Here is a 21248-nt window from a genome sequence, read left to right on the forward strand (position 1 = left end):
GGGCGGCAGCTTCCCCGATCAGGGTAATACCAGGAATTATAAGGCTACTTAAATTCTATCTTGATGGATACGCGATGGTCTCCAGCAGGAACCTTGATGGTCACAAATCCGCTCTCCGAGTCTGAAAAAGGCTCAATATCAATCATGCTGTCATCCGCACCCTTAGTGCTGATATTTTCTCGATTGAGACGTGCAGTATGAGGATGATAAATAATCGTTGTACCGCCGGATGGAATGAATTCCATAGTAAACATGTCCTTATCATAGTCATAATGATAGCCTTCAAGAACGCCGCCAGTGGTCTGCGGATAAGCACGCTGCAGCGCCTGACTGTATGGAGACTCCCGGAAACCGTCACACCAGCACCAATATGTGTTGCTCCATAAGTACTTTTCGAAAATAGCGATCAGTTGCAAGGCCAGCCCGAGCGTCGCCGGATGATTCGTAAAAGCCCCCCATTCACCGATCAGGACGGGGATATTCAGGCGTTCCTGCACTTTGTGATGTGTGGCAAAGATCAAATCCACCCGCTCCTGGTTATAGATCTCATAATGTTCCGTATCGACCACCAGATCATAACCATGTGGAGCAAATACCTGCCCCGGGAAGATCGATCCGTTCTCATCTGCAAGCTCAAGCCCCGATTCCACGCCCATATTGGCAAAATAACTGGTCTCCAGCATCAAAAAACCATCCGGTGCCGCCTTTCGAATCGCTGCTGCTGTTTTGCTGAAAAAGGGCGTCAATACATCCCTTTCAAACCGCTGCGACGCCTCCCTCGCTTGGTCCACCAGCATCCCGTACGTCTTCATGTCGGCCATGCCTGCCAGCACCTCTTGCTTCTTCTCCTCATCAAACCAAAGCGCAGCCAGATCCTCCATATCTGCATCATCATGCCCCATGACTTCTTGGGCATAAGCAGCAATCATCATGCCGAACACCTCCTGCCCCTGGGTGCCGGGATAAGGCTCATTCATCATGTCATAGCCGATGATATTGGGACAATCCGCAAAAAATGCCGCCGCATGCTTCCACATCTCCGCGTAGTGATCCTGCAGACCGATTCCGTCCGCAGCGGATGCGTTTGCCCAAAAATGATCCAGTGACCGGTTCACTGCCGGGCTTTCCAGGTAAGCATCGCTCCACAAGCTGCCTGTCACATGGGGAAGATCATCCGGTAATGTTGCCCACGCCGGTGCCCCGTCACCATATAATGAGCTGTACAAATCCTGATGCATATCCAGGAAAACATAGATGCCATGCTGCTCCGCCCAGCGGATCTGCTGTTTGATCCTGCCTAAATAATCATCATCATATACGCCGGGGGCAGGCTCCACGCCATCCCAAATGAGTCCGAGACGGATCACATTAAAGCCCTGGTCCTTAAACCAGGCGAACAACTCTTCAGTACAGGGGGTAACATAACCTTTTTTCTTATCCTTGCAGACCAGGTTCACCCCGCTCAAAATCACCTGCTGCCCGTTATCATTCACGATCCGCTGCCCGTCAACGATCAGTTTATTCATATTTGATCTCCCCCTTTGATATTCCCGGCTTCCGCTACAGGAATGTACATTTCAATATAGTGCTTGTTGTACTGGTTATACAGATTGACTTCCAGAGAATTACCGTCGATTTGCAAGCCTCTGCGACGGATAAACGCCTTCATCTGGTCGTAGTGTTCATCCAGTTCGGCGTAGCCCTCCCTCCCGATCACGACGCATTTCCTCGCGCAGTAGCAGGGTGTAAGTCTCTGAAAGATTCCCGTGTTCTCCTCCATAGGAAAAGTGGATAGAATACCGTTGTGCAGATAGCTGTGATATTGTCCTGACTCCAGATTTTCCTTGGAAACAACCGAAATGATATGGCAAAATGCCAGCCATTCCTGGTGAACGTTCATGCTGCGTACCTGCTGCTGAACCCGGCTTCCGAGCTTCTTGTCCCCGCTTTCCATGACAGAGTCGGTGAGCAGCACCCAGAATGGATTACTTTTCACCAGCTCAATCGTGTCCGTATCCTCAAACCGGCGGAACTGCTCATCCATTGCATCCAGCTTCTGGGACAGCTGCTTCAAAAACGTCAGCTGCCGGATGACATCCCGCTTTTTGCCTTCAATCAGCTCACGAATTTCATCCAGACTGTCGCTGGTCAGTAGATTTTGAATCCGCTCAATCGGAACATCCATCGCCCGCAGCATCCGGATCGTTATCAAAGAATCAAACTGCTCCAGATCATAGTAACGGTACCCGTTTCCATCCCTGTCGTTTGAAGGGAGCAGGTTGATTTTGTCATAGTAGCGCAAGGTATCCATGGGGATATCCAAAATCTTTGAAACCTCGCCAATCGTAAACTTCAGCTTAAGCAGCGGACTATTCATCTTGTGGTCCTCCTCTTCTGGCATAATTGCTGAATGCGGATATTTCCTCCTCTTTTTGCCTGTCAAATGGATACAAGGCCATCGGAATAAGGCCAATGAATACCGTGACTAACGGGATCAAACCGGTTGCTACCCGGATGCCAAGCACGGCGGAATCCGTTTGTACGGTTGCCAGCCCGTCATAGCCGAACGCCCCGATCACGCTCATGAAGATGACCGTCTGCAGACTGGAAAAGGCGATGATAAAGATTGAGAACAGGCCGTTGAACAGCCCCGTCTTCCGTACGCCGGTTACACGTTCGTTCTCATCAATCAGAAGCGCGCCTACCTGCGATGTCGCCGTCCGGAAGTAATTGACGGTGAATACGATCAGTACATAGGAGGCAGCTGCTGCCCAGATATTGTCCGCAAGGAAGATGCCGCCATAGCCGAGAACCGCGAAACCTGTACCGAGGTAGATGCTTTTCTTCGTACCGCAGGTTTTTACGATATAGCCTATGACCGGCAGGAACATAAGCGCAATCACATGCGTGCTGACATCCACAATGGTTGCCGTCACGCCATCCGTATTGAGCACGTCATCCATGTAATACAGGTATGGTGTGAAGTAAAAACCAATCGGCCCGAGCGTAATGATGGAATAGAACACATAGGTGAGAAAGGGACGGGATTTGACGATTTGCCACGCTTCCCTCCACAGCTCTCCGGATCCGAGCGGCTGGGACTGAAGCGTTTCATGCATTTTGGCATCATCCGGAAGTCCGCGCAGCGCCAGTACGAAGAATATCGTCTCCACCGCGATAACCGCCGTAAAAATCGGAATAATGATCTCGCGCTTCCCATCACCGACCAGCAGCAGGGTGGGAATCAGCGTGATCAGAAAAGACATGGCCTGAGAAACGTAATTCTGCATGATGTTAACATCAACGCGTTCCTCTTTGGTGGGGGCTGCAATCAGTGTATAGGATTGATAAGCCACGCTGTAAGCGGTTGCGGCTGTGTCGTAGATGAAGAGTTCAACGGTATAGAGCAGGAAGATAAGCCATTGACTCCATTCTGGGCTTGAGAGCATCATGAGGAAGGAGGAAATGATCATGAAGGGAACCGTGACACGCATCAGATAGACATATTTGCCGCGGTTCGGACGGTTCCTCATTTTGTCGATCCAGACCCCGATCATCGGATCGTTTACGGCATTCCAAATGTTATAAATAATGTACACCCAGCCTACGTAGGTTGGACTCAGCCCAATCATATCGGTATAGTATTTAATGAATACGTTGTGGATGAGCACACCGCCGACGGACAGGACGGGCCCGGGCAAAGCCAGCTGCCATTTTTGCTTCAGGGTCAACCCCGGGCCGGTAAAGCGAAAAGCTCCACGAACGGAGCCTGCCATCTTCCTCAAGATGATCAAATTTTTTTCTCCTCTCTCGCTCTGGAATCCTGCTCTATTCATCTGAATATCTCAATTTGCCCTTATTATAAAGGATGGAGTAACTCCAGATTAAAGGGGGTTCAGAAAAATATTTTTATTCGTGAGAGGTAAGTCCCTTATCCATCACCACACTCCTATTGTTTAGTTTTAAACGCATAAATTTGATCGATTGTATATTTTATAGTATACATATGTAAAGCGATTAACATCAGAAAGGAGCGTTCAGTTAGACCTGCTTCGGGTTCCGAAGCTGATTGACCATCAAGAAATTGGAGGATTATATGGCCCGTCCTAAAAAGAAAAAGAATATATATCGTACTGTAATATGGAGCTTTGTCAGTGTCATTGGGCTCTTTATTCTGATCGCCGGATCCTATGCGGGATTTCTACATCATAAAGCTATGTCTGCCGTACATAAAATTTCCGCTGCCGAGTATCAGTCGCCGCAGCATGAGGAAACAAAAAATACAATACCCGTAACTGAAAACGTGACTGAAGATGACATGAAGCCCATGACGATCCTGCTTGCCGGAGTCGATAACCGTGAGGGCAGCGGCGGAACGATGAATACTGACGTCATGATGCTGGTGACGCTGAACCCGGAGACTAAATCTGCAAGTCTGTTATCGATTCCGCGGGATCTGAAAATAACGCCAGCCGGACAATCAAGCCATAAAGCGAACTATTTTTATGCTCATAACTATATTAAAGATAAGTCAACGGCCATGACCGAGACCAAGCAGCTCATTGGCGATTTGTTCCACCTTCCGATTGATTACATGGTTCTGATTAATTTTGACGGATTCCGTCAAGCGGTGGATGCCGTAGGCGGCTTTGACGTCGATGTGGACATGGATATGCATTATATGGATACCGCCGATGGGACGAATATCAATCTGACCAAAGGCTTGCAGCATCTCGACGGGAAAGAAACACTGGATTTTGTCAGATATCGTAAGTCCAATGACGGAACCTCGCCTTCCTCGGATTTCGACCGTAACAAACGCCAACAGCAAGTGCTGAGCCAGATGCTGGACAAGCTGACCTCCCTGAACGGCATTAGTCAATGGGGCAGCATTCTGGACATTATCGGCGATAACGTAAAAACAGATATCCCCGAGAAAAGTCTGACGCGGTGGCTGTTGAACTTCAAAAAGATGAAGCCTGACACCACCAACCTGCTAACAGTAGAGGGGGATTGGAAAAGCCCGTTTGTTTATTGGAACAAGGATGATTTGACGAAGGCGATGGAAACCCTGTATTCGAATGTGGAGCTGAAGCCAAACGGCAAGATCGACTATGGCGAACACTTGGGGCTTTATACAAACTCCGGTCAAAATAAGCGATGACGCGCAAAAAAATCCACAGCCGTTCCTGGTTGTGGATTTTCGCGTTCTATCTAATTATACAGCATAGGAAATGCGCTGAAGCAGCTTATTTCACACAGCCAGGTCTCTTGCCTTCAGCCAGCATCCCGTTAATGCTCTCAATTAACTGTGGAAGCTCGTTCATGGTATTGATCGTAAAATCAGCCCCGTGCTGCATAAAAGTCTGTTTTGTTTTCGTGATTGCCGCTTCTTTTTCGGAATCGGATAGGCTATCGTACCCCTCTTGGCTCAGCCCCATTTCCGAGCTCCCGATCACGACGCCAACCGACCATACGCCTGCCTGCACGCCCTCTTTTACATCCGAAGTGGTATCGCCAACCTTGACGACCTTCCAGGATGCGGACAGCTTCAGCTGCTCCATATTGCGGTAGATCATATAAGGATAGGGTCTGCCAAGTGAGTGCGTATCATCCGGTGTTACCAAATAATCCGGACTGTAGCCCTTTTCCCGGGCGTTCGATACAACCACCTCCATCATGGAGCTGGTATAGCCCGTCGTTGAGCCAAACTTCAGACCCTTCGCCCGGAGTGCTTCAACCGTCTGGATCACGCCAGGAATCGGATCTGTATATTCGGATAAGGATGCCATCAGCGCAGGCTCGAATTCGGCATACAGCCGTTCAACATCTTGTTCATTGAAGGATCTGCCGTACTTGTCTTCCCATAGCGCGGACACTCTCGGCATGGACAGCATCGCACGGATATGGTCGATCTTCAGCATGCCCATCGGACCTCTTGCTTCTTCCATAGTCACTTCAATGCCGGCATGGTTGAATATATCCACGAATACATTGACCGGTGCAAAACATCCAAAATCTACCGCTGTGCCAGCCCAGTCCAGAATAACGCCTTCGATTTTGTTCATTGTCCAATTCCCCCCAAGTATTCTCCGATGATATCACATAATTGCTCGATGTCTTCCACATAGATTTCCCCGATATTGCCGATGCGGAAGGTATCCACGTCCGTCAGTTTACCCGGATAGATCACGTAGCCCCTTTCCTTCACGTAAGCGTAGAAATCTCCGAAGCTGAAGCTTTCACTCGGGAACAGGAAGGTTGTAATGATCGGAGACTGCTTTTCTTCTGAAATATAGGCATGAATGCCGATACTCGCCAGCTTCTCCCGGAGCAGCCGATTGTTCTGCTGATAGCGGGCAAATCTTGCGGGAACGCCGCCTTCCTCCACCAGCTCATCAATCGCCTTGGCAAATGCGGCGACGACATGGGTCGGAGAGGTAAAACGCCATTTTCCGTCCTTGTCCATGCCCTTCCACTGGTCGTACAAATCCAGGGACAGGCTGCGTGAGATCCCTTGGCAGGCGGTTAGCTTGTCGAGCTTGGCAATTACAAATCCGAATCCTGGAACGCCTTGAATGCATTTATTCGCACTGCTGATCAGATAGTCGATTCCAAGTCCCGCCACATCAATCTCGATGCCGCCAAAGCTGCTCATTGCATCAATAATCAGTGTTTTTCCATATTCCTTGGACAGTCTCGCAACCATATCCAGCGGATTCAAAATGCCTGTCGTCGTCTCGCAATGAACCATCGCAATATGCGTAAGCTCCGGATCTGCTGCCAGCAGGGCTCTAAGTTTCGCTTCCTCCGGATGTTCGTCATAGTTTACACGGTATTCCGTATAGTTCAGGCCGATATATTCCGCCATCTGGATGATCCGCTCACCGTATGCGCCATTGGTGATAATCAATACCTTATCATTGTCAGAGATGGCAGAGGTCATGACCGATTCCACCGCGAACGTTCCACTGCCCTGCATCAGCACGGCCGTATACTCATCCGGGTTGGCACCTGCAAACGTCAGCAGCTCGGATCTGATCTTTTGCGTAACGGATTTATATTCATCATCCCATGTGCAGCGGTCAAACAGCATAACTTCCTTCACGGTGCTTGTCGTGGTCAGCGGTCCTGGTGTTAATAGCTTGTATGTTTTCATCTTTGCTTCGCTCCCTGCTGAATTATTTAGCCGCATTGAAGAAATCCTGATGTTCTTTGAGCAGCTCAACGGTCAATGGCTCTGCAAATTTCATGGATTTAGCCGGCTTGTTGACATCTTCGACGGTCTCGCCTTTATACAGGGCAACCGGATAGTTGGTAATCAAATCTTTTCTCGCATCCTTGATGATGGTCTCTGCCATTTTCATCGCAAGATCGGTCGTGGCATTCTTTTTGTCCACCACAGCCACGGATTCCGTCAGCGAAAAGTTCCCTTCGGCTGGGTCGACATAGTCAATTGGTGCTCCGGAAGCTTTTGCCTTAACCGCCTGGTGACGCAATCCGAAACCGGCAGCGACTTCTCCCGCCTCTACTTTCTTGATTGGACCGGAACCGGAGCTCTCCAGATGCGGACCGACGTTAGCAATCAGGTCATGTAGAACGGTTTTTCCTTCTTCTTTGCCGTAATGACTGATAATTGCTTGTACGAGCAGCCAGCCTGTAGAAGAGTCCATAATGTTCGGAATCGATACCAGGCCTTTAAATTCCGGTTTCGTCAGGTCTTTGATCGATGTCGGCATAGGTAGTCCTTTTTGCTTCAGCACTTCCGTATTGACGAAGATCGAACCTGTATTGGCCAAAATCGGCGTATAGTAGGATGGATAAGAATCCAGTGCATCTGTTGTAAACGTAAGGTCTTTATACATGGGGTACTTGCTTTGCGAGCTTTCGATAAAATAGGAGCTCATGGTGATCAGTTCCGCTTCGATTTTGCCGCCCTCTGCCATGAGCTTGCCGCCCAGCTCGGAGGTACCCTGTGATTGAAGCACGTATTTGCCATCATAGCCGGCGTTTTTCAGTGCTGTCTCCATGGAAGCGACTGCTTCTTCATCGCCATTCGTGTAAATGACAACCTTCTTCGCTTCCTCCGCCTTGCTGCTGCTGCATCCTGTCATTGCAATAACCAGACTGATCGCGAATAATGTGAGCAGCATTCCTTTAATCGTTTTGGACATGATCGTAAATCCCTCACTTTATATTTTTATGGTTTGTGAAAAATAAGTTGGGGTGCGCGGAAGGCCGCTACGAGTACGGATCGTGCTTCCGATGACAACCTATGCTTCCGAAGTAGCTTTCCTTTGGAAAGCTTTTAGGCGAACGCTATCGCTTCTTCAGCACGATTCCGTCCTTTCCGCTACTTCGCTTCATATCGAGTAAATGAAATCGACATCAGTTTCAGCAGCGTCGGCTTACTCTTGACCTACGGGCGATCCATCGTAAGAATCATTCGCTCTCAAAGTGATACAAATATTGAGATCTTGCTTGCCTCAACGCCGCACCGCTCTTCTTCTCTGAAGAAAATCGCATACTGCCTTTATCAGTAAATTGGTGAAGAAAATCAGCAGGGACAGCACAAAGATCTCGTTAAATTTGGCGAAATGCTGGAGCTCTTTGATTTTGCTGGCCACGACGGATGTCTGCGCCGATACCAGGAAAATGATCCCGCTGATCGTCACCATGGAATTGATGAAATAATAGCTAAACATCTCGATCACCGTGGACGCTGAGTTCGGCAGGATCACCCGGCAGATCGTCTTAAACCAACTATCACCGAGCAGCTCTCCCGTGGTCTCCCAGGATGGATTCATCTTGGAGAGGGAATTTTTGGCCATGAGATACGGTGTCGTAAACAGATGCACGATGTTGCACAGGATAATGATGGTAAACGTACTTTTCAAGCTGCTAGCGTTAAACAGGAGCAGGTACGATATCCCCAGCACCATGCCTGGCACGGTGTTGGTCATCATCGAGATGATATCCGTCGTTGATCTCGCCCTGAGCGATGTTCGCACATTCAGCAGCGCCGATCCATACGCGATCAGTGTGCCGAATAGGGAGGTTAATAGCGCTACCCACAGTGAATTTTTATAGACTCCCGTCAAATCACTGGATTGAAATACGTTAATGACATGCTTGAACGTAAAGGTAAGATCGTATGGAAAACTGTTCAGAAGAGGTGCAATGAACATAACCGCAAAGACGGACAGCATACCTAGAACGATTACGGAAGAGACCATTCCGAAGCCCGTATCACGCACCCGATGTCTTGGAAGCTCGGTGTCGGTCACCTTGTCGTAGTGAAAATTAAGCTTCTCCAGATACTGCAGCAGCCAGATTCCGAATACCGCCGGAACCAGCATCAGCACCGCGATGACTGCGCCTTGATTAAAGTCCGGAATGGAGCCGAGCATCACCTGATACAGCTGAGCCGCAATCACAGAATACGTGCCTCCCACCGAGGCAGGAATCCCGAAGTCCGTGAAGCTCAAGATAAAGGACAAGACGAACGCTCCGCCGAGAGCACCCGCTAACGGACGCAGGATGGTATTCGAGAAGCTCCGTACCGTTCCGTCGCCCATAAGCTTGGATACAATGATGAATTTTTTATCGATAAAGCCGAAGGCATTATGGATCAGCAGAAATGCCGGCGGCAGCGTGTAAATAACATATCCCATCAACAGACCGTTAAATCCGTAAATTTCGAACAGGTTCCGTCCAATAATCTTCGTGATCAATCCCTGATTACCGAATGAATACATGATGGCGAAGCCGTAAGTAATCGTTGGCAGCAGCATCGGAACGATAATGACAGTTTTCAGCACGCCCTTGATCGGGCGGTATATTTTCGTGCAATGAATGGAGTAGGCCAGGATAAACCCGAACACCGTTGTGATGACCGCGGTAACCGCGGATACCTTTACACTGTTCAGTGTAGCCCCGATCAAATCCCGATCCTTCCAGATCGACACATAGTTCTCAAGCGCGAAGCCGTGGTCTGTCTCGAACGAACGATTGAGCAGAACAATAAGCGGCAGGAATAGAAATCCGGCGAACAGCAGCAGAAGCAAGGTGAACACAATACGCATTTCAGGCTTGACTCTATGCATACATCTCACCAAACAAGTTATAAATATTCTGCCGTTTAATCTGTAATTGCTTGATAATAAATTGCTCTACGAATTCATTGTCCGGTTGGTTAATAATCTCTTTAGGCGTGCCGAATTGAGAGATTTTGCCCTGGTTGATAATCAGTATTTTGTCAGACAGCGTCAGAGCCTCCTCGGGATCATGCGTGACAATGATCGTCGTCAGCTTGAATTCTCTCGCTATCGATTGAATCCGCTGCTTGATCGACTCCTTGATCACCCCGTCCAGCGCACTAAGCGGCTCGTCGAGCAGAAGGATCTTCGGTTTCGTTACCAGCGTTCTTGCAAGTGCCACTCGCTGCTTCTGCCCGCCGGATAGCTCGCCGATTCTCTTTTTCAGATGCGGTGTTAACTCCAGAAAATCGATATATTCCTGAACCTCCTTCTCGCTCACCGAGCCTTTTTTATTACGCAAGCCATAGACGATGTTGTCATAGGCGTTTAGATTCGGGAACAAGGCATAGTCCTGAAAAACAATGTTAAAGCCGCGCCTTTTCATCGGTACATGGGTTATGTCCGCCTCATTAAATACAATGCTTCCAAGATCCATTTCCGTCAGGCCTAGAATAATGTTGAGCAGTGTCGTCTTCCCGCTGCCGCTTGGACCGAGGAGCGACACAATCTCGCCCGTGCCAATTTCGAGGTTGATGTCATCAAGAACCACTTTATCGTCAAATTGTTTGCTAATATGTTGCAGCTTCAGCAAACCGCTCACCTCCCTTAAACACAACCTCAGTATAAAAATCATATGTCATCCGAAATCCTTCTCTATGTAAATTTTACGTAAATTATGCATAACTCTTTCATAACTCATGACTAACTTTATAATGAATTGGACTGTTAAACATGATGATCTATGTAAACCTATTGAATAACACAGGTGTTACCAGTACACTGAAATTGTTTCAATGTTGAAAAAAATTGCAGTTAAACGTCATATATTAGCGGGTGAGAGCGATGCTGCCATTAGAGAGGCAAAAGAAAATTCTCGATCTATTAACAGTCAAAAAAGTACTCAAAATAACAGAACTGACAGAAGAGCTGGATATATCTATCGATACCCTCCGGAGGGATTTAAATCTGCTGACAAGCCAAGGGAAAATCGAGAAAATTTATGGCGGGGTCAAGCTTGTGGACAGGTTCGGAGAGTCCTCCATGGATGAGCGGATGGTCAATCATTTAGTGGAAAAGGAACAGATCGCCCGCAAATGCAGCGAATATATCAGCGATGGTGATTGTATCTATATAGACAGCGGATCGACAACCTATCAGATTGCCAAATATATTAAGCATAAAAAGAAGCTCACCGTCATCACCAATTCCATCCCTGTCATTAATGAGCTCATGCACTGTGAGGTCGAGCTGATCATTATCGGGGGGAAAATCAGACAGGATGAGCAGTCCGTCGTGGCGTTTGATTATATTTTCAATTTTCACGAGCTGAACGTCCGGAAAGCCTTCATCTGCTGCAGCGGCATCACGATCGAAAGAGGAATCTCTGACTACAACCTGGAAGAAGCCATTACGCGCAAAAAAATGATTGAACTCTCCAAAGAGGTGTTCATCGCCGCCGACAGCACCAAATTCGGAAAGGACGTCACGATCTCCATTGCGCCGCTGGATCGCATTGATACGATTGTGACGGATAACAACGTGGACAAGAGCTTCCTTCCCAGGTTCAAAAAAACCAACTCATGCTTAGTTATTGCCGACACTTAACTTTGGAAATAACGAAAAGGACCTTTCACTAGGGTAAGCGCTCTAGGAAAAGGTCCTTTTTTTAATATACAAGCAGATTCTTTTATTGCGGCTTGTTCGGCTGTCATTGTCTATCATTGCCCCGTATAAACCCTCTCAACCCGGCTGCCCAGGCGGCTCAAAATCTCATTGGTCACCGTTCCGCAGCGTCCTGCAATTTGGCTGGCAGTAATGGTTTCCCCACCGTCTTGCCCAATCATCGTGACCGTGTCACCCTGCTGGACGCCATCGATGGAGGTAACGTCTACTGTTAATTGATCCATACAAATACTGCCAATAATGCTCGCCCGCTGCCCGCGGATAAGAACATACCCGCCATGATCGGAAAGCGATCTCGGAATACCGTCGGCGTAGCCAATGGAAACTGTGGCGATCCGGATATCATGGGAAGGTAGAAAGTTGTAGCCATATCCGACCGGATGGTGTGCTCCTACCTCTTTTACCTGGGTTACGGTTGCTTTTAGAGAGAGGACTGGCCGCAGATCGGCATGGGATCGCACTTCATTCCCCTCATGACTCAGCAGTCCGTACAGCGCAATACCGGGGCGGACCAGATCGTAGCAAACCTCAGGGTAATTCAGAATGCCATAGCTGCTCTGGATATGAACCTGCCCAGGATCGAACTTTGCTGCTTTTAGGTGGCTGATCACCTCGTCAAAATGCTGAAGCTGCAGCTGTGTAAAATCACTTTCTGCCTGTGACAGGCTGTCGGACATGGATAAGTGACTGAATGTACCGGTGACATGCAGATGCGGAAATTGATAACACTTCATAATCGATTCCAGCTCCTGATAAGGCTCTCCCAGACGGTTCATGCCGGTGTCGATTTTGATATGAACGTTGAGACGAACGTTGCAAGCCTCCAGCGCCTCGCCGTATTCCCTGCTCACCAGGGTTTGCGTCAGCCGGTATTTTGCCAGCTCGGATGCAAGCTCAGGGGAGGTATATCCCAATATTAAAATCTCTCCAAGGATCCCCTGCTTCCGCAAGCGGATCCCTTCCCCGATTTCCGCAACGGCAAAATGGTTGGTTCCTTGCTGGTTTAGACATCTAGCTACCTCAATGCTTCCATGCCCATAGGCATTGGCTTTGACGACTGCCATGATTTTGGATTTCGAGGGCAAAAGCCACTGAAGCTCTGCTGCATTATGTCTTACATGCTCCAGATTTATTTCCGCCCAAGCCCTGTCACGTGAAGCTTCCTTTTGGCTGCTGTTTGAAGGCATGACGGGTACGTATTGTTTCTTTTTATTATTTGAGCGGATTGGGGCCATCACAACCGTTGGAAGTGAATGATATCTGGAAAGCAACCCATGCGTTAGCATCATCGGTTTGTCTCCCCCTGTTCATGAAAGATCGTAATCATACAACCGTTCATGTTATTGCCGGAGACCTCCACCCGGGTACCCGGATTCATGCCGATGATGATTTCCTTCTCTTCTTCTCCCATTTCCACAACATACATCTCGAACAAATGATTCTTATATTTTTTGAATAAATGCGGACCGTTTAACGTGAACTGCTTCATATACTCCGTATATTCTTCAAGGCACATGCCGTATTGCTCCATGATGATGGCATGCGGGACACCTACATAACGGAAATGCCAGGGCTCGCAGGCGATATGGGTCAGATGCTCCTTCCCCTGCTGATAGCGCTGGATGAATCCGTACTCAGCTGCCTGCTGGCGAAATTCTGCATATACGCCATGTTCAGGGAAGGACGGACAGAGGTAATCCACTCCAGCTTTCAGTTCGCCGATATCTACAGCCAGACCCGTCTGATGCTCACTTTCATCAGGCTGCGCCACATAGCTCGCGGTGAAGATCGGGCCATTTTCCGCGTAAGACTGGTCGTAAATACGCTGCTGCTCCATACGCGTACGGTAGCCGCTTACGATGCCCGTATGCTTTTTGGCCTGACATGCCGTGAACCATGCATCCAGCTGCTGCAAGCATGTCCGCTCGAGGCGCATATTTTTTTCTTCCATGCTTGCATGCGTAATGTCTGTGACTTGCATTAAATTTTTGGGGTGGATCACATATTGCAGTGGATGCTCCGAATTGACCAGGATCAAATGTCCGCGGTGAACCATTTTCGGATCGATACGGATCACGCGGTCTGTTGTTGTACCCATCATGAGTTCGTCCCCCTTGCCATGGCTAGTTGGATCAGTTGATCCATCAGCCCAGGGTATGAAATATGGCTTGCACGCATCATATTCGGGTAGCGGCTTGCCGCCGTAAATCCCGGCATCGTATTGACCTCGTTAAACACAATGTGACCATCCTCGCTGATGAACATGTCCACTCTGGCCAGGCCTGTACAGCCTAGCGAGCGGTATATCAAAAGCGCCGTTTCCTTGACCCTTGCAGCCACTTCTTCGGAAATTCTGGCCGGTAGGTGGATTTTCGAAGAGATTAAGGAATATTTCTCATCATAATCAAAAAACTCGCTTTTCAGCTCAATCTCATCGATTTCCGCGATCATCGGATCTGCATCGCCAAGTACGGCGCAGCCCACCTCAAAACCAGGAATATTTTGCTCAATAATAACCTTTTTGTCGTGCTTGAAGGCAGAACGGATGCCATCCATCAGCTCCAGCATGTCATATGCTTTGGTAATGCCAAATGAAGATCCGGAACGAGCTGGCTTAATAAATAGGGGAAACCCGAGCGGTTCGGCCTCTTTTACCGCTGTATACAGATCATCTCCGGCATATACGGTCATTGACTTTGCTGCATCGATCCCTGCAGCCCTCACGAGCTGGCTTGCGATCCCCTTGTCCATACACACCGCCGAAGACAGTGTATCGCAGCCGACAAAAGGAATTCCCGCCAGCTCCAGCAGTCCCTGCATCGTTCCATCCTCGCCGTTCTTGCCATGCAGCACCGGAAATACGACATCCACCGGAGTCACACGATATTCCGTACCCGCCAGCTCTACAATTCCTGCCAGCTCCCGGCTCGGAGAAATGAATGCAGGAATGCAGCTGGGATGCGTCTGCCAGCGGTCTTCACGGATTTCCTCCGTACTACCGCCATATCTGAACCAGATGCCTTCCCTCGTAATGCCAATCAGAACCAGATCGTATTTTGACATGTCCAAATGATCAATCACCGAAGCCGCAGACTTCAGCGATACTTCATATTCCGTCGAGCAGCCGCCGAACAGTACAGCGACCGTTTTCTTTTGTATATTTTGCATCGATAATCTCCCCAGTTCATGCGGGCTGGACCGTATGTTTCACGCTTAGACCAGCACCAAGATGACTTCATTATAGAGAGGGAAAATTAAACAAATTGAAACTAAAAATAAAAGTTGGTAAAGGAAAGTTAAAGAAAAGATAAAGACGGGGATACATCTCAGAGGAGAATATATCTGTGTCTCAACCATCTCTTTTTTCTCTGTACGTGATATGCATCCTTCTAAACAGATGGTCAATAACACAATGACGATAATCGCCCCGAATCGCCTTTTCAAAGTAGCTCACTCCATCTAAATTCCCTGTTTAGATATAACCGAACAAGGCTCTAGAGCCAGCTTCGATACCGTTATCACCTATCATGAGAAAAGCAATCAAACCATTATCGAAAATGAGGTGCAGAGCCCCGGAATTGCCCGCTTCCGAACGTTGTGATAGACGCTTTGGTTCATAAAAAAATACCGTCAAAGTGTTGACGGTATTGGGATCATATTGATCCTGATTCCTACGTTTCAAATCCTTTATCCGTTTTCCACCAAAGTCACCTGCTCCTGCATCCCATCCGGAACTCGAACCTCTACTTCTATGCTGCTTGGCGCAGCCACGCGTACATTCATGGTATCGCCCTCCACGCTCCAGCTCACATCAATCCGGCCGCCTTGCGGCAATGGCACGCTACCTCTTGCCCAGGCCAGATCACAAGGCTGCGGCTCGATGAAGACTCGAGTCCAGCCAGGATCGGCACGTTTCACGCCAAGAATGCCTTGGCCCAGAAAGTAACCCGGTGCGGCCGACCAGGCGTGGCAGTGGCTGCGCGTCAGTTGGTCAGGATTAGCCCTGTTCTCCGAGAAATTCGGATACATCTCCCAGCAGGTGGTGGCGTCATAACGCACCATCTGTCCGTAATTGTGGCGGATATCGTTTAACATTTGATCATACCGCCCAGCATCCACCAAAGCTTCATAATAGAAAAACGACATAAACGGACTGCCTATCTGGACAAAGGTTGTTTTGGGCTTCAACAGGTATTCACCAATGATTTCTTTGCGTTCACCAGTTGCCACCGCTGTAAGGTAAGCCAATACCTGTGTCTGCATGCTGAAAATATCCGACCGTCTTCCATCCGCATGAATGCAGTCCAGATACGCCTGCTGCCGTTCTTCCCACAGGTGGGCATTGATCGCCAATGACAGGTTTTCCCCTGCACGAAGCATTCGTTCGATAGCTTCAGTTTCTTCGCCTGCGATTCGGGCAAGCTCCGCAGCCTTGTTCAGCGCAAGCACGAGCAGCAAATTCTGATGTGTAACGATGCCTTCGTTGGGCTGATCGATCGGTGCCCAGTCCAGCAGATTCCACCCCCGCATATCCAGCAGGCCATCCCCATTCAACTTCTGGAGGTAATGCTCCAGTGTATATTGCACCGCCGGCCAAATTTTCACGGCAAAATCTTTATCGTTCGTATGCTCCACGTACTCCAGGCAGGCGATGGACCAGAAAAACGTCCAGTTTGGAATCACGCTGCTCCAGCCGCTCGGTACCTGATCGATATACAGCGGCGACATGTCTTTTGAGCCGGGGACGAGATTCAGGCATCTTTTGACGATATCGAGGGAGCCAAAAACATAATAATTAACCAAAGCCTCGTTCCGGCTGTCCCCTACCCAAAATACCTGCTCATACGACGGGCAGTCTACAAACGTATCCTCCATGCACAGCCTCGTCGTATGCCGGCTGATATTCCATATTTCATTTAACAGCGGGTCGGAGCATTGGAATGCGCCTGTATTCGTCACCGGATATGTGCTTTGGTTAACGTACACCTCATGCAGCTTTACAGGTGCGGCCGCTTTTCGAACCGTCAGCACCATATACCGGAATCCCCGGCGAACCGGGGACAAATACCGCTGCCGCCCCTGTCTGCACACGTACCGGATTGTATTGTCCAAACCGTAGGTATGCTGCCTGTAATCATCACGCATATATTCAAATCCATAGACATCGATGACCGTACCAGCTTCTGCTTCCAACTCGAAACCAATAAATCCGGATGTTTCCCTGCCCACGTCGACCACAATTTCACAATCGCTGGCGCCATTATCGAATAATGGCAGCACTCCCGGCTCAGGTGTCGGCAAAATCGCATGCTCCAGCTGCGAAGGTATGCTGTACGGATCCGCTTCTACCGTCCAAACGTTAGCACCGAACACATCCTCCTCGCTGTAAAGAGAAGCTGGCAGCGGACGAATCCAGCCTGCCAGATCCCGAAGCTCCTTGAAATTTGCTGCACCCGCAGCCTTCAAATATTCTGGATGGTCCAGCTTCATCGGTTGTGGTTCCTGGTGGTCGATATGAACCGTCGCATCAAACGGGCCGATGATCACAAGCGGTGGCCCATCCGGCTGCGTCCCTTCTCCAGCAGGCGATCTCCATTCCAATGGAACCTCGGCATGCGCCGCCAGATGAAAGCCTCCCCCATGATCCCATGATGTAACGTCTATCAGCACAAAATGCTCTCCAGCCGTAAGCTCCATGGTGCAGTACCGTTCCGGTGATTCTCCGTACCAGTCAGAACAAAGCCTGCCATCCACCCACATGTTCTCTGTCCGCCAGCCAGCCGGGAATCCGAAGGTGACTTGACCGGCTTCTTTCAATACCAGCTCCCCCGCTAAATAACCAACAAAGCTCACAGGATTGGCATGAAATACACTATCCGGCATCATCGCTGCCCTTAAATCCAGAACGGCAGACCATGCCGGTGCCTGAACCCGGCGCAGTGACATCAGGCGGGATGGATAGATCTTTTCTTCCGTCAAAAAAGGAATGTCTCTTGGTACAAGCCGCTTCCAAGGGTCCACACCCGTCGGTCCGATCACCTTCGACGGTTCCCACATAGAATCCGGTCCGTCTTCCCGGTATTTAACCGTTACCCAGCGCTCATCCCACTGCCGGGCATCGTATATATCGGCAAAGCCCTGCTGGCAGGACATACGCGGAGAGTTAGGTTTCTGCGCCTGCAGCCTTGAGGTCGTCCAAGTATCGTCACTGCACACCAGCATTATTCGATTCGATTCTGCAGCTGTGCCTCCCGCTGATTTCACTCCGTATTCCAGCTCTGCCAACAGTCCGCCGCGTCCGCGAATATAGTAGAAGTTCGTTACGCCAAAATGCAGTACATGGACAGCAATCACATTACGTTCTCCTGCATGCAGCAGATGTCCTACTTCATAGGAATCGTAAAACTGCTCCTCTTTCCATGAACGTACCGGCCCGCGGCCCACCTGCTCCCCATTCACATACAGAACATAACGGGAGTCCGCAGCAATATGAAGCAGAGCCTCCCCAAGTACTTCCTCAGGTAATTCAAAAACCTTACGAAAGCAGCGCCATTCATTGCGCGGGCTTTCCTCCGTGCCTCCCCAAATCCACTGCGCGGTCCATGATCTCGCATTCATCCTGCTTTTCAGCTCCCTTTTAAGCATAATTGTAATCGCATACATGATTGTTCTGCTGTTACGTTTCACCAGCCGCACGTACCTTTCCTGCCATAATGCTGAATTTTTCAAAATAGAAAATTCAACTTTTTTTCGAGAATTATATATTCATTCATCCCGGAAAAAATGCCATGTTCTGCAGATCCCGGTGATGACAGTTTCCGTCAAGTTTAAGATGGGAAAAAAGGGCTATTCCGCTGCAGCAATCCATAGTTCTAACGTAATGATTTTTTTCTTGACTATTAAATCTAGCAGATTTAATATAATGGTAGATAATAGATTTATTTACCAAAACCCAAAAAAATGATAAAGGCAAACCCATTGAAAATTGGGGACGCAAAACTACAGGGGCTAACGCGAGTCTTCGCTATGCCAGCCAGTTACCGACATAAGGTGCAACGTTATTCGTTGTTATTCAACCCTTCTTATTTCGGTGAGAAGGGTTTTTCGTGCTTTTTATCATTGTTCGACAATTACATATGTCAACTCCGTATTGACAAAGGCAAACCCATTGAAAGATGGGGGCGCAAAGCTATAGGAGCTACCGCGATCTATTCGCCATGCTAGCCAGTTACCGATATTGAAGCTCAACGGTTCTCGTAAAACGTTGGCTTTTGGAGGATGTTTGAGATGAAATGGACAAAACGTATATTAGCCATGCTAATCATTTTCACATTGATTGGTGCATTTCCTAAGAATGAAGTTCATGCACAAGCTTCGATCATGGATCAGTTAGTTGTCCTGCCAACAGGCAATTATAATGTGAAGGAAGCAAACGCCATGATGGATCGGTTAGAGAGAATACCTGCGCCGATCTTGAAGACTTTAAATGATAAAGGTGTAAAAATCATTCTGACCAACGACATTATCACCAACGAACCGGAGCTGAACTACCTGAAGGGCCAGACTCCAAGAGGCTGGGAAGGCACGGGTTTAACCTGGGATGATGTACCTGGTGTCAGCGAAAAAGACGTTGTTGTTCGGATTGGCTACAGTAAAAAAGGCAAGGGCCATAATTCGTTCAATCTTGAAATCCATGAAACCATGCATGCCATCGATCGTTTCGTCTTAAATAATGCGAGCGATACCCAGGAATTCAAGAATATTTTCAATAAAGAAGCAAGTGTTACCTATGGAAATGATGGTTACATGTCGGTCTACCCTGTTGAGTATTTTGCAGAAGCAGCCAGTATGTACGTTTACAATGAAACCACTCGCAATGAGCTGAAAGAAAACACGCCATTAACCTACGATTATATGGACAAGCTCTTCAATAAATAATACAAAAGGCCCCTCTCATCTAGAGAGGAGCCTTTTATTATGACTTAAGGATATACACGATCGGGTTTTACTTGTTCCCAAGTTTCCGTCTCGTCTGTGTTTCTGGTGTACTCATGGTAGTTGGTCGCTTCGAGCACATCCGTGTAATACCATTTGTTTTGCGTATTATCCGGCCATGTCTTCGCATTTTCATGAATACCTTCTACTTTAACTTTACGATTCAGTACACTATTGATGAAAGCCATGGCTTCCGCACGTGTGATGTATTGATCCGGTTTAAACTTGCCGTCCGGGTATCCTTTAATCCAGCCTTTATTCGCAGCAGATACGATATACTTCTCAGCCCAATGGCCTTTAATATCTGAGAACGACGTATTTACCTGCTCATCCAAATCATCAAATCTCGAAGCAATAGCAGCAAACTCTGCTCTTGTAATTTGACGGCCTGGTTTAAATGTTCCATCCGGATAGCCGGTAATGATACCCGCGTTTTCCATGGTAGCGATGTTTTTGTTAGACCAGCGAGTTTTTTCAACATCCTTATAAGAGCTGATGTTTTTGATATAGTCGCTGCGTGTCGCATCATCCATCAATCTATAGAAGATGGCTGCAACCTCTTCACGGCTAATATTGTTCTCTGGTTTAATCGTTCCATCTGGATAACCATTGATATAGTTGTAATGGTTATCGGTTTCCAGCTTCGGTGGCGCTGGAGGCAATGGTGCAACTACCGGTGGTGCCGGTGGCAGTGGTGTCACGCTTGATGAACCCGACGGTGTGCTTGAATTATCTCCACCGCCGCTTCCCCCACCCGGATTTGGGTTAGATCCCGAATTGGCCGCGTAGTAGAATACATATTCTTGCGTTTCGTTATCTTTGACGACGTACGTGTCGCTCACTTTAGCAGATGTGAATCCTGCTACCGTTACAGGCTTCAGGGTAATGGTAGCACCGACGATTCCAGTTTCATTCGTCGGGCCCGCCAACTGCTTGTTGGTTCCTTGTTCCAGATATTTGATTGTAACTGTGCGTGTTTTGGCGTAGTAAACCGTTTGAACCTCATTTTCTGCCTTGACCTCATACGCATGTGCTTCTGTAACCGGTCCGTACGTGACTCCCTCGAACTCAATTTGAGTCTTTGGTGCAATCGTAACCGAATCACCTATGTTACCTCTCACGGACGTCGTATCCAACAGAATTTCTTCTTCTCCGTTTTGATACACATGGTGGATCGTTACATTACGCGATTCGTCTACCACGGGCTTCGGTGCATACAATACTGTTTGAACGTCATTTTCTGCTTGGACTTCGTAGTCATATGCTTCTGTAATTGGTTCGTACGTGACACCTTCGAACTGAATTGCAGTT

17 protein-coding genes and 2 riboswitches are annotated in these 21248 nt (G+C 48.4%); of the genes, 3 read left to right on the top strand and 14 right to left on the bottom strand.

The features are described from left to right. Positions 1-44: 44 nt before the first annotated feature. Genes KJS65_RS18235 through KJS65_RS18245 form a run of 3 tightly spaced genes read right to left on the bottom strand, consistent with a single transcriptional unit; the run spans position 45 to position 3794 of the window. Positions 45-1526 (bottom strand): cellulase family glycosylhydrolase, encoded by a 1482-nt coding sequence (locus KJS65_RS18235; protein WP_213651284.1) that lies wholly within the window; start codon positions 1524-1526, stop codon positions 45-47. Then, on the bottom strand, positions 1523-2377 hold the full coding sequence (locus tag KJS65_RS18240; protein WP_213651285.1) for a MerR family DNA-binding transcriptional regulator: 855 nt from the start codon (positions 2375-2377) through the stop codon (positions 1523-1525). Before KJS65_RS18240 ends, KJS65_RS18235 begins: the two co-directional genes overlap by 4 nt. Then, positions 2370-3794 carry an MFS transporter gene (locus tag KJS65_RS18245; protein WP_244864616.1) on the bottom strand — a complete coding sequence of 475 codons (1425 nt, stop codon included), beginning with the start codon at positions 3792-3794 and terminating at the stop codon, positions 2370-2372. Before KJS65_RS18245 ends, KJS65_RS18240 begins: the two co-directional genes overlap by 8 nt. A 302-nt stretch (positions 3795-4096) precedes the next feature. On the opposite strand from KJS65_RS18245, the gene KJS65_RS18250 reads away from it, so the two are divergent. After that, positions 4097-5164, top strand: a complete 1068-nt coding sequence (locus KJS65_RS18250; protein WP_213651287.1) for an LCP family protein — start codon at positions 4097-4099, stop codon at positions 5162-5164. Positions 5165-5249: 85 nt separating this feature from the next. On the opposite strand, the gene phnX is transcribed toward KJS65_RS18250, so the two are convergent. The 5 genes from phnX to KJS65_RS18275 all read right to left on the bottom strand — a co-directional run bounded on the left by phnX (position 5250) and on the right by KJS65_RS18275 (position 10851). Further along, complete coding sequence (phnX, locus tag KJS65_RS18255) at positions 5250-6068, bottom strand: phosphonoacetaldehyde hydrolase (protein ID WP_213651288.1); 819 nt, start codon at positions 6066-6068, stop codon at positions 5250-5252. After that, on the bottom strand, positions 6065-7159 hold the full coding sequence (phnW, locus tag KJS65_RS18260) for a 2-aminoethylphosphonate--pyruvate transaminase (protein ID WP_213651289.1): 1095 nt from the start codon (positions 7157-7159) through the stop codon (positions 6065-6067). Before phnW ends, phnX begins: the two co-directional genes overlap by 4 nt. Positions 7160-7181: 22 nt before the next feature. Continuing rightward, a complete protein-coding gene (locus KJS65_RS18265; RefSeq protein WP_213651290.1) occupies positions 7182-8174 on the bottom strand; it encodes an extracellular solute-binding protein in 993 nt (330 codons plus the stop codon). A 312-nt stretch (positions 8175-8486) separates the two neighbouring features. Continuing rightward, positions 8487-10106, bottom strand: coding sequence for an ABC transporter permease subunit (locus KJS65_RS18270; RefSeq protein ID WP_213651291.1), 1620 nt, complete (start codon positions 10104-10106; stop codon positions 8487-8489). Further along, a complete protein-coding gene (locus KJS65_RS18275) occupies positions 10099-10851 on the bottom strand; it encodes an ABC transporter ATP-binding protein (protein ID WP_213651292.1) in 753 nt (250 codons plus the stop codon). The genes KJS65_RS18270 and KJS65_RS18275 overlap by 8 nt, the downstream gene beginning before the upstream one ends. A gap of 251 nt (positions 10852-11102) precedes the next feature. Here KJS65_RS18275 and KJS65_RS18280 point away from each other — a divergent pair, with 251 nt between their 5' ends. Continuing rightward, positions 11103-11864 carry a DeoR/GlpR family DNA-binding transcription regulator gene (locus KJS65_RS18280; RefSeq protein ID WP_213651293.1) on the top strand — a complete coding sequence of 254 codons (762 nt, stop codon included), beginning with the start codon at positions 11103-11105 and terminating at the stop codon, positions 11862-11864. Between the two features lie 113 nt (positions 11865-11977). Here the strand turns inward: KJS65_RS18280 and vanT are convergent, their stop codons facing one another. The 5 genes from vanT to KJS65_RS18305 all read right to left on the bottom strand — a co-directional run bounded on the left by vanT (position 11978) and on the right by KJS65_RS18305 (position 18560). Next, positions 11978-13231 carry a serine racemase VanT catalytic subunit gene (gene vanT, locus KJS65_RS18285; protein ID WP_244864617.1) on the bottom strand — a complete coding sequence of 418 codons (1254 nt, stop codon included), beginning with the start codon at positions 13229-13231 and terminating at the stop codon, positions 11978-11980. Next, positions 13228-14043, bottom strand: a complete 816-nt coding sequence (locus tag KJS65_RS18290; RefSeq protein ID WP_213651294.1) for a D-alanyl-D-alanine carboxypeptidase family protein — start codon at positions 14041-14043, stop codon at positions 13228-13230. Before KJS65_RS18290 ends, vanT begins: the two co-directional genes overlap by 4 nt. Beyond that, positions 14040-15101: a D-alanine--D-serine ligase VanG gene (gene vanG / locus KJS65_RS18295; RefSeq protein WP_213651385.1), complete on the bottom strand. Its 1062-nt coding sequence runs from the start codon at positions 15099-15101 to the stop codon at positions 14040-14042. The genes KJS65_RS18290 and vanG overlap by 4 nt, the downstream gene beginning before the upstream one ends. 313 nt (positions 15102-15414) lie before the next feature. Continuing rightward, positions 15415-15624, bottom strand: coding sequence for a hypothetical protein (locus tag KJS65_RS18300; protein ID WP_213651295.1), 210 nt, complete (start codon positions 15622-15624; stop codon positions 15415-15417). Positions 15625-15629: 5 nt separating this feature from the next. Next, a complete protein-coding gene (locus KJS65_RS18305; protein WP_244864618.1) occupies positions 15630-18560 on the bottom strand; it encodes a family 78 glycoside hydrolase catalytic domain in 2931 nt (976 codons plus the stop codon). A 340-nt stretch (positions 18561-18900) separates the two neighbouring features. Continuing rightward, positions 18901-18987: riboswitch (cyclic di-GMP riboswitch) on the top strand. Positions 18988-19090: 103 nt separating this feature from the next. Continuing rightward, a riboswitch (cyclic di-GMP riboswitch) is annotated at positions 19091-19178 on the top strand. Positions 19179-19229: 51 nt separating this feature from the next. Here KJS65_RS18305 and KJS65_RS18310 point away from each other — a divergent pair. Further along, complete coding sequence (locus KJS65_RS18310) at positions 19230-19880, top strand: anthrax toxin lethal factor-related metalloendopeptidase (protein ID WP_213651296.1); 651 nt, start codon at positions 19230-19232, stop codon at positions 19878-19880. A 44-nt stretch (positions 19881-19924) separates the two neighbouring features. Here the strand turns inward: KJS65_RS18310 and KJS65_RS18315 are convergent. Continuing rightward, positions 19925-21248 (bottom strand): S-layer homology domain-containing protein (locus KJS65_RS18315; RefSeq protein ID WP_213651297.1); only part of this gene is annotated, 1324 nt, incomplete at its 5' end.

This window comes from Paenibacillus sp. J23TS9 (assembly GCF_018403225.1).
GTDB lineage: Bacteria > Bacillota > Bacilli > Paenibacillales > Paenibacillaceae > Paenibacillus_AQ.

What these genes read in the sequence shown, in the direction of transcription:
- KJS65_RS18265 (WP_213651290.1), bottom strand. Translation starts at nt 8,174, where the DNA reads ATGTCCAAAACGATTAAAGGAATGCTGCTCACATTATTCGCGATCAGT.
- KJS65_RS18240 (WP_213651285.1), bottom strand. Translation starts at nt 2,377, where the DNA reads ATGAATAGTCCGCTGCTTAAGCTGAAGTTTACGATTGGCGAGGTTTCA.
- vanT (WP_244864617.1), bottom strand. Translation starts at nt 13,231, where the DNA reads ATGATGCTAACGCATGGGTTGCTTTCCAGATATCATTCACTTCCAACG.
- KJS65_RS18310 (WP_213651296.1), top strand. Translation starts at nt 19,230, where the DNA reads ATGAAATGGACAAAACGTATATTAGCCATGCTAATCATTTTCACATTG.
- KJS65_RS18235 (WP_213651284.1), bottom strand. Translation starts at nt 1,526, where the DNA reads ATGAATAAACTGATCGTTGACGGGCAGCGGATCGTGAATGATAACGGG.
- phnW (WP_213651289.1), bottom strand. Translation starts at nt 7,159, where the DNA reads ATGAAAACATACAAGCTATTAACACCAGGACCGCTGACCACGACAAGC.
- KJS65_RS18270 (WP_213651291.1), bottom strand. Translation starts at nt 10,106, where the DNA reads ATGCATAGAGTCAAGCCTGAAATGCGTATTGTGTTCACCTTGCTTCTG.
- KJS65_RS18280 (WP_213651293.1), top strand. Translation starts at nt 11,103, where the DNA reads ATGCTGCCATTAGAGAGGCAAAAGAAAATTCTCGATCTATTAACAGTC.
- KJS65_RS18290 (WP_213651294.1), bottom strand. Translation starts at nt 14,043, where the DNA reads ATGATGGGTACAACAACAGACCGCGTGATCCGTATCGATCCGAAAATG.
- phnX (WP_213651288.1), bottom strand. Translation starts at nt 6,068, where the DNA reads ATGAACAAAATCGAAGGCGTTATTCTGGACTGGGCTGGCACAGCGGTA.
- KJS65_RS18250 (WP_213651287.1), top strand. Translation starts at nt 4,097, where the DNA reads ATGGCCCGTCCTAAAAAGAAAAAGAATATATATCGTACTGTAATATGG.
- KJS65_RS18305 (WP_244864618.1), bottom strand. Translation starts at nt 18,560, where the DNA reads ATGAATGCGAGATCATGGACCGCGCAGTGGATTTGGGGAGGCACGGAG.